The sequence below is a fragment of the Mycobacterium simiae genome (assembly GCF_008370645.1).
GTDB classification, from domain to species: Bacteria; Actinomycetota; Actinomycetes; order Mycobacteriales; family Mycobacteriaceae; genus Mycobacterium; species Mycobacterium simiae_A.
Genome location: NZ_VTZN01000208.1, coordinates 1 through 7,406, shown reverse-complemented (window position 1 = coordinate 7,406; position 7,406 = coordinate 1). Strand labels below are relative to the sequence as shown.

The 7,406-nt window shown below is 62.6% G+C and carries 9 protein-coding genes; all 9 read left to right on the top strand.

Annotation, left to right across the window (positions count from 1 at the left end; genetic code table 11):
• The first annotated feature begins 50 nt into the window (after positions 1 to 50).
• Entirely contained in the window at positions 51 to 1,661 is a 1,611-nt protein-coding gene (locus tag F0Q45_RS22820) for a glycosyltransferase family 87 protein (protein WP_149656078.1), read from the top strand.
• Positions 1,661 to 2,299 carry a DJ-1/PfpI family protein gene (locus F0Q45_RS22815; RefSeq protein ID WP_149656079.1) on the top strand — a complete coding sequence of 213 codons (639 nt, stop codon included), beginning with the start codon at positions 1,661 to 1,663 and terminating at the stop codon, positions 2,297 to 2,299. Before F0Q45_RS22820 ends, F0Q45_RS22815 begins: the two co-directional genes overlap by 1 nt.
• Before the next feature lie 124 nt (positions 2,300 to 2,423).
• Complete coding sequence (rpsF, locus tag F0Q45_RS22810) at positions 2,424 to 2,714, top strand: 30S ribosomal protein S6 (RefSeq protein WP_149656077.1); 291 nt, start codon at positions 2,424 to 2,426, stop codon at positions 2,712 to 2,714.
• Between the two features lie 74 nt (positions 2,715 to 2,788).
• Positions 2,789 to 3,298 carry a single-stranded DNA-binding protein gene (locus F0Q45_RS22805; RefSeq protein WP_149656076.1) on the top strand — a complete coding sequence of 170 codons (510 nt, stop codon included), beginning with the start codon at positions 2,789 to 2,791 and terminating at the stop codon, positions 3,296 to 3,298.
• Between the two features lie 44 nt (positions 3,299 to 3,342).
• Positions 3,343 to 3,597: a 30S ribosomal protein S18 gene (rpsR, locus tag F0Q45_RS22800; protein ID WP_149656075.1), complete on the top strand. Its 255-nt coding sequence runs from the start codon at positions 3,343 to 3,345 to the stop codon at positions 3,595 to 3,597.
• Between the two features lie 30 nt (positions 3,598 to 3,627).
• Positions 3,628 to 4,086: a 50S ribosomal protein L9 gene (rplI, locus tag F0Q45_RS22795; RefSeq protein ID WP_149656074.1), complete on the top strand. Its 459-nt coding sequence runs from the start codon at positions 3,628 to 3,630 to the stop codon at positions 4,084 to 4,086.
• 538 nt (positions 4,087 to 4,624) lie between these two features.
• Positions 4,625 to 6,421 (top strand): replicative DNA helicase, encoded by a 1,797-nt coding sequence (gene dnaB / locus F0Q45_RS22785; protein WP_149656073.1) that lies wholly within the window; start codon positions 4,625 to 4,627, stop codon positions 6,419 to 6,421.
• Between the two features lie 167 nt (positions 6,422 to 6,588).
• Positions 6,589 to 6,909 carry a hypothetical protein gene (locus F0Q45_RS22780; protein ID WP_149656072.1) on the top strand — a complete coding sequence of 107 codons (321 nt, stop codon included), beginning with the start codon at positions 6,589 to 6,591 and terminating at the stop codon, positions 6,907 to 6,909.
• Positions 6,910 to 6,927: 18 nt separating this feature from the next.
• Positions 6,928 to 7,218, top strand: a complete 291-nt coding sequence (locus F0Q45_RS28730; protein WP_223163938.1) for a hypothetical protein — start codon at positions 6,928 to 6,930, stop codon at positions 7,216 to 7,218.
• The last annotated feature ends 188 nt before the right edge of the window (positions 7,219 to 7,406 follow it).

The following is a 7,406-nucleotide window of genomic DNA, read 5'->3' as shown; positions in this document are numbered from 1 at the left end:
GGGCCGCCGTCCGGATCCCCACCACCCTCCGACAATCCAAACCCGCCACCGTGACCGGCGCAGCGACCCAGCGAGCCACTATCTCACCGGGGCCGCTGGCTGCCGATCTGCGTAGTGCCGACAACCGTGATTGCCCCAGCCGCAATGATGTCTTGGGCTCCGCCCTCGCCGACGTCATCGGTGGGCCGGTGGGCCGGCACGCTTTGATCGGGCGTACCCGTTTGATGACCCCGTTGCGGGTGATGTTTGTGATCGCGCTGGTGTTCCTGGCGCTGGGCTGGTCCACCAAGGCCGCATGCCTACAAACCACCGGGACCGGGCCGGGCGACCAAAGGGTCGCCAACTGGGAAAACCAACGCGCCTACTACGAACTGTGCTACTCCGATACGGTGCCGCTCTACGGCGCGGAGTTGTTGAGCCAGGGCAAGTTTCCGTACAAATCCAGCTGGATCGAGACCGACAGCGCAGGCGCACCGCAGACCCAATACGACGGAAAGATCGCGGTGCGCTACATGGAATACCCGGTGCTGACCGGGATATACCAGTACGTGTCGATGGCCATCGCTAAGACTTACACCGCGTTGAGCAAGGTCGCGCCGCTGCCGGTGATCGCCGAAGTGGTGACGTTCTTCAATGCCTCGGCGTTCGGCCTGGCACTGGCCTGGCTGGCGACCGTTTGGGCGACCTCGGCGCTGGCCGGTCGACGGGTGTGGGATGCGGCGCTGGTCGCGGCCTCTCCGCTGGTGATCTTCCAGATCTTCACCAACTTTGACGCGTTGGCAACGGCTTTCGCGATAGGCGGGCTGCTGGCCTGGGCGCGCCGGCGACCGTGGCTGGCTGGTGTGCTGATCGGGTTGGGTGCCGCAGCCAAGTTGTATCCGCTGTTGTTTCTGGGCCCATTGCTGGTCCTGGGCATTAGGAGCGGGCGGCTCGACGGCGCGGTCCGCACCACGTTGGCCACCGTGGTGACCTGGTTGGTAGTGAATCTGCCGGTGCTGGTGCTCTATCCGCGAGGCTGGTCGGAGTTCTTCCGGCTCAACACTCGTCGCGGCGACGACATGGATTCGCTATATAACGTCGTGAAGTCGTTTACCGGCTGGCGCGGCTTCGATCCCACACTGGGCTTCTGGGAGCCGCCGATGATGCTCAACACGGTCGTCACCGTGCTGTTTGCATTGTCCTGTGCGGCAATTGCTTACATCGCGCTCACCGCCCCGCAGCGACCGCGGCTGGCGCAGTTGGCGTTCCTGGTTGTGGCGCTATTCCTGTTGACCAACAAGGTCTGGAGCCCGCAATTCTCGCTATGGCTGGTGCCACTGGCCGTGCTGGCTCTGCCGCACCGCCGAGTTCTGCTGGCCTGGATGACCATCGACGCGCTGGTATGGGTGCCGCGGATGTACTACCTCTACGGCAACCCGAACCGCTCGCTACCGGAGCAGTGGTTCACCACAACGGTGTTGCTCCGTGATGTCGCCGTGATAGTGTTGTGCGCGTTGATAATTCGGCGAATTTTCCGACCCGAGGAGGATTTGGTGCGGTGGAATAGGCGCATCGACGATCCCCTGGGCGGGATCTACGATCGCGCGCCTGACGCCGCGCCTCCTTGGCTACCGGGATGGCTGCGCCCGGCAACGTCGCGGCACGGGGTTCCCGCGGCGTGATGCAGGTCGCCATCCCCCTGTTCCCCCGGTTTACCGCGTTGGATGCCGTAGGGCCCTATGAAGTCCTACAACGAATTCCGTCGATCGAAGTGGTGTTCGTCGGGCGTCGGCGCGGCGAGGTGCGCACCGAGAACGGCATGCTCGGCGTCACTTGCGATGCCACTTTTGGCGACGTGAGCGCACCCGATGTGGTGGTCGTTCCCGGTGGTATCGGGACCCGAGTGCTGATCGGCGATGACACCATTCGCGGCTGGCTGCAGTCGGTGCACCCCGGTACGAGATTCACCACCTCGGTGTGCACGGGAGCGTTGTTGCTGGCGGGCGCGGGGCTGCTCGACGGTTTGACCGCCACGACGCATTGGCGCGCGGCACAGCAACTCAACGAGCTGGGCGCGCGGTATGTACCCGAACGCGTCGTCGAACATCTGCCGCAGCGCATCATTAGCGCGGCCGGAGTTTCCAGCGGTATCGATATGGCTTTGCGACTGGTCGAGTTGCTGGTCGATCGAGAGGCTGCGCGTGCTGCCCAGCTGCTTATCGAATACGATCCCCGGCCGCCGTTCGACTCGGGCGCGTTGGCCAAGGCTGACGAGGCAACAAGGGCCAGGGCCGCCGAATTTTTGCAATTTCGGAAGTGACTGGTTGCGCGAAGTTTGGGGGCCAGCCCAGAGTCCGGTAGCCTGGGGCGGTTGCCGACGCAGGCGACCCTCCTGCCACGGACCCGCCGTGGCCGCACAGACCAGAGGAGGTGATGAGGTCCCTATGCGTCCATACGAAATCATGGTCATCCTTGACCCCACGCTCGACGAACGCACCGTCGCCCCGTCCCTGGAGACGTTTCTTAACGTCGTCCGCAAGGACGGTGGCACGGTCGAGAAGGTCGATATCTGGGGCCGGCGGCGACTGGCGTACGAGATCGCCAAGCACGCCGAAGGCATCTACTGCGTCATCGACCTGAAAGCCGCTCCGGCGACGGTAGCCGAGCTTGACCGGCAGCTCAGCCTCAACGAATCGGTGTTGCGCACCAAGGTGATGCGCACCGACAAGCACTAGTTGTCAGCACCCTTACGTAGGCTCGCTCATGACTACCTACCAGGCGAGGATCAGGCTGAACAAGGAGAACTATTGTGGCTGGTGACACCACTATCACCGTCGTCGGAAACCTGACCGCCGACCCCGAACTGCGGTTCACTCCCTCCGGTGCTGCCGTCGCGAATTTCACCGTGGCGTCCACCCCCCGAATTTATGACCGTCAGAGTGGGGAATGGAAAGACGGCGAGGCGTTGTTCCTGCGCTGCAACATCTGGCGTGAGGCTGCCGAGAACGTGGCCGAAAGCCTCACCAGGGGTGCGCGGGTGATCGTCACCGGGCGGCTTAAGCAGCGTTCCTTCGAAACCCGTGAGGGTGAGAAGCGCACCGTCGTCGAGGTCGAGGTCGACGAGATCGGACCTTCGCTTCGCTACGCCACGGCCAAGGTCAACAAGGCCAGCCGCAGCGGCGGCGGTGGTGGGGGAAGTTTCGGCGGCGGTGGGTCGCGTCAGCCGGCCACGCAATCCGGCGGTGGTCCGGCCGAAGACCCGTGGGGCAGCGCCCCGGCTTCGGGCTCATTCGGCGGCGACGACGAACCGCCGTTTTGATCTAAAACACGTCAAATTACTTGGGAACGGAAAGAAACACACACATGGCCAAGTCCAGCAAGCGGCGGCCCGCACCGGAAAAGCCGGTTAAGGCACGCAAATGCGTCTTCTGCGCGAAGAAGGACCAAGCGATCGACTACAAGGACACCGCGCTGCTGCGGACCTACATCAGTGAGCGCGGCAAGATCAGGGCCCGTCGGGTGACCGGCAACTGCGTGCAGCACCAGCGGGACATCGCCACCGCGGTCAAGAATGCCCGTGAAGTCGCGCTGCTGCCCTTCACCTCGTCGGCACGGTAATTGCCGGCCGCACAACGAAAGTACGTAACGATGAAGCTGATTCTGACGGCTGATGTCGACCACCTGGGTGTTGTCGGCGACACTGTTGAGGTAAAGGACGGCTACGGCCGCAACTTCCTGCTGCCGCGGGGGCTGGCGATCGTTGCCTCCCGGGGCGCACAAAGGCAGGCCGACGAGATTCGCCGGGCGCGCGAAACCAAGATGGTGCGAGATCGCGAGCATGCCAACGAGATTAAGACGGCCATCGAGGCGTTGGGCGCAATCTCGCTGCCGGTGAAGACGGCGGGTGACTCCGGCAAACTGTTTGGCTCCGTGACCGCTGGCGACGTCGTCAACGCCATCAAGAAGGCCGGCGGGCCGAACCTCGACAAGCGGATAGTCCGGCTGCCCAAGACCCATATCAAGAGCGTGGGCACGCATCCCGTCGTAGTGCACTTACACTCGGAGATCGACGTGGAGATCGCGCTCGACGTCGTCGCGCGAGGTTAGCTCTCAGTATTTGAGCGGGCGGGGCATGTGGTTCCACCGAGTTTTCCGCTGCCGTGAATCCGTCGTGAGATTGGCCTGAGCGCGGTGTGTGAAAGATGCCCGCTGGCAAATAATTCCATGGGGGTGTTTGCACTGTCTGCGTAACCGGCGATTAATATGCCGAAAATCTCGCCGAAAACCAACACGCCCGAGGTTGTAACCGAGTCCGACACGCCGGAGAGATTCCTGTCCACACGAAGCGCCTAGCGTTCTATTGTCTTCAACTGCACTGACGCTGCACCGCCCCGCATTGATCCACAGGTTTTCCACACCCCATTCAACACAGGTCCAGTTGGCTATGCACACACGATGCACAGCTTCATAAACAACAGCCCTTGGAGTACTTGCCAGCAACGTTTAGCGTCTTTCGGGCGGCGTAGCGGGCGCGTTGAGGAGTCGGCCGGGTCGGCGAGCAAGGGTTGTCAGAGCCTTGACTTACGCTCGGATGTCAGCGGTCGAATGTACGTTCGGATGCTTATGTCAAAGGAGGTGGTAGTCCATGGCGGTGGTCGACGATCTATCGCACCCCGGCATGGATGCCTCGCCTCCCAGTGAGGATTTCGGCCGTCAGCCCCCGCAGGATCTCGCCGCAGAACAGTCGGTGCTAGGCGGCATGCTGTTGAGCAAGGACGCCATCGCCGACGTGCTGGAAAAACTGCGGCCCGGGGATTTCTATCGTCCTGCGCATCAAAACGTTTACGACGCCATATTGGACCTGTATGGGCGGGGGGAGCCGGCCGACGCCGTGACAGTGGCCGCTGAGCTGGACCGTCGCGGGCTGTTGCGCCGCATCGGGGGCGCACCGTATTTGCACACCTTGATTTCTACGGTGCCGACGGCCGCCAATGCGGGCTATTACGCCGGGATTGTGGCGGAAAAAGCGACATTGCGGCGGCTGGTGGAGGCCGGCACCCGGGTGGTGCAGTACGGCTATGCCGGCGCCGAGGGCGCCGACGTGGCCGAGGTGGTCGATCGCGCTCAGGCCGAAATCTATGATGTGGCTAATCGGCGATTATCGGAAGACTTTGTGCCGCTTGAAGATTTGCTGCAGCCGACAATGGACGAGATCGACGCCATCGCGTCCAATGGCGGCATCGCGCGCGGTGTGCCAACCGGGTTCACCGAACTCGACGAGGTGACCAACGGGCTGCATCCCGGGCAGATGATCATCGTGGCGGCGCGCCCGGGGGTGGGCAAGGCGCTGGCGCTGCGCACGCCGCTGCCCACCCCGACTGGCTGGACCACGATGGGTGACGTCGCCGTTGGCGAAGAGCTGCTGGACGCCGATGGAGCGCCGACCCGGGTCATGGCCGCCACCGAAATCCTGTGGGGCCGCCCGTGCTACGAAATCGAATTCTCCGACGGCACGACGATCGTCGCCGACGCGCAGCACCTCTGGCCGACCGGTTACGGCATCCGTACGTCAGCCCAGTTGCGCAGCGGCTTGGACACCATCGCCCCGGCCGGATCCCCCGTTCGGCACGTCGCCGTCATGGCGCCGGTACTGCAGATCGTGTCGGTCCGCCGCGTGCCCAGTGTCGCCGTGCGCTGTGTCGAGGTGGACAACCCCGCGCATTTGTATCTCGCGGGGCGCGGGATGGTGCCGACGCACAATTCCACGCTAGGGCTGGACTTCATGCGCTCATGCTCCATCAAGCACCGCATGGCCAGCGTCATCTTCTCTCTCGAAATGAGCAAGTCCGAGATCGTGATGCGGCTGCTGTCGGCGGAAGCGAAAATCAAACTCGCCGATATGCGTTCGGGCCGGATGACCGACGACGACTGGACCCGGCTGGCGCGGCGGATGAGTGAGATCAGCGAGGCGCCGCTGTATATCGACGACTCGCCGAACCTGACCATGATGGAGATCCGCGCCAAAGCGCGCCGGCTGCGGCAGAAGGCGAACCTGAAACTCGTCGTCGTTGACTACCTGCAGCTGATGACGTCGGGCAAGAAGGTTGAGTCCCGGCAGATCGAAGTATCCGAGTTCTCAAGGCATCTTAAGCTTTTAGCCAAAGAGCTCGAGGTTCCGGTGGTTGCGATCAGTCAGCTCAATCGCGGTCCTGAGCAGCGTACTGATAAGAAGCCAATGCTTTCCGACCTTCGCGAGTCGGGTTCACTGGAGCAAGATGCCGACATGGTCATCCTGCTGAACCGACCCGACGCGTTCGAACGCGACGATCCGCGCGGAGGAGAAGCGGATTTCATTCTCGCCAAACACCGTAACGGTCCTACGAAGACGGTGACTGTTGCCCACCAACTGCACTTGTCGCGGTTCGCCAATATGGCTAGGTGAGGTTGCTCAGTTGTCGGTTCTCAAACTCCGTGTCGTCGTCCCAGTTTAGATGCCATCCCGATGTCTTAAATGACAAGGAAGTGAGACCGATGGTCATCTCGGCCCTTGGAGCACTAACCGCGGTAGCGATGCCACCTCAACCCCCAGCCATGTCAATGGAGGCATCCGTGTCTGATATGTCCGCTATAGAGATCCGCCTCGGTGGATTCATCGATTTCGTGTGCGCGCGTAGAACTGGACGGATCGCAACTGTTGCAGACACAGTCAGCATATACGCGGAACCGTATGCGCCCGAACGCGATTTCTATGGGCCTATGCGAAAGGCGTTGCTGGACGGCGTCGCAAATCGGGACGATGTGAGCCGAATAAACGCAGTTTGCGAGTCATGCAGCGCGAAGAAGAAGGAGCATTACCGAGCGCTGGCCAACGGTTGGCAGCGCTGGCGAAAAGGCAAGGACATCGTGCTGAATCCTTGCGGTGCGGACTGACGTCGACAGGATTTGGTGGTGAGCGTCTCGCCACCCATCATCGTCCGTTCCCGAGGTGCACGCGATTTGGTGTGGCTGTACTACAAGGAGCGCGAACTCACTCGCGACGCAGCGCGTATAGCCACTCGCATCATCCAGTTGTCGATTCCCGCTGAGACCGGCCGACCCGCTGTTCTCGATGTCCGCCGCGGGAGACTCCATCGGATGAGTTCGCGCTTACCGAGGGGCTTCGACGCCCTCCTGAACGCCGAAGTGTCGGCGTTCTCGAGTGCGCACGACCGCCGACAACGTTGGACGCTCGCCAGCTGACGAACTCGCCGTCCGAGGGCGTCGTTCGAGTTTCTCCGGCGAGCTCTCGTACTCACGATCGCCAGCCCCGGCAATGATCAGCGCCTCTGGAGTATGCTCGGCTGGCCTCACCCCGCGCCCACAGCACGTCTGGAGACCAGCCCGCAGCTGGAAAAAGTGCACCCTTCCGGGTTTGATGCCGGCTTCAT

Excerpts from the sequence above, each read along its gene's own strand:
- rpsR (WP_149656075.1), top strand. The coding sequence starts at position 3,343 with ATGGCCAAGTCCAGCAAGCGGCGGCCCGCACCGGAAAAGCCGGTTAAG.
- rpsF (WP_149656077.1), top strand. The coding sequence starts at position 2,424 with ATGCGTCCATACGAAATCATGGTCATCCTTGACCCCACGCTCGACGAA.
- dnaB (WP_149656073.1), top strand. The coding sequence starts at position 4,625 with ATGGCGGTGGTCGACGATCTATCGCACCCCGGCATGGATGCCTCGCCT.
- F0Q45_RS22815 (WP_149656079.1), top strand. The coding sequence starts at position 1,661 with ATGCAGGTCGCCATCCCCCTGTTCCCCCGGTTTACCGCGTTGGATGCC.
- rplI (WP_149656074.1), top strand. The coding sequence starts at position 3,628 with ATGAAGCTGATTCTGACGGCTGATGTCGACCACCTGGGTGTTGTCGGC.